Annotated in this window: 1 protein-coding gene; it reads right to left on the bottom strand. The window is 57.9% G+C overall.

Translation table 11 applies throughout. The features are described 5' to 3' along the window. A partial coding sequence (locus tag ACLQ24_RS30035) for a hypothetical protein (protein ID WP_425895103.1) occupies positions 1-561 on the bottom strand: 561 nt, incomplete at its 3' end. Positions 562-646: the final 85 nt, after the last annotated feature.

Below are 646 nucleotides of genomic sequence, written 5' to 3'. Positions count from 1 at the left end.
TGGCGGCTCCCCGGGTACCCTAAAGCCATCAAATTTCGATGTGTCGCCCTCATTCAGGTAGATGACCTCGAAGCCGCCTTCTCCTGCCAGCATCGCGGCCATCTCACCGTCCGGGTCGGCATGACCGTTGCTCTTGAGGCTGTGCATAAACTTGCCGAGCTGGAACTGCTTGTCTGGCTTATTCGGATTGGGTCGCTCCAGCGTGCGTTTCGGCATCTGCCCGATGTTATGGGGTATACCGTTTGCGTCTTTCTCGTCGAGCCAGGCGTCATAGACGGCGAAGAAGTCTCTCACGTTCTCGTCGCTCATTCTCTGAAACCCGACGATATGCATATGTCCGCCACCGTCGCGTTTGACCGTGAATCCGGCGTCCTCCAGGGCTCGGGCAAGCTTGTCATCGACGGAAAACGCCCCAACTTGTGTCAGGTTAGAGAGAAAATTTCCGACGGGGTATTCCTTTCCTCCGACATTCACAGAATCGTCCCGAGCGGGGATTGTGTTCCGACGGTTGGGGGGGTCTTTCTGCACCCACGTGGTGATGGCGGCGACACGATCGTCCACGGTGTAGCGGCGTGGCTTGCGACCTTTGCTGGGGTACGGCTTCTGGCGTTGTTTTTGGCGTGATGTTCGGGTTGGTCCGCTGGTG

The organism is Micromonospora sp. DT4 (genome assembly GCF_049841675.1).
Classification (GTDB): domain Bacteria; phylum Actinomycetota; class Actinomycetes; order Mycobacteriales; family Micromonosporaceae; genus Micromonospora.
This window is presented reverse-complemented; position numbering and strand designations above follow the sequence as displayed.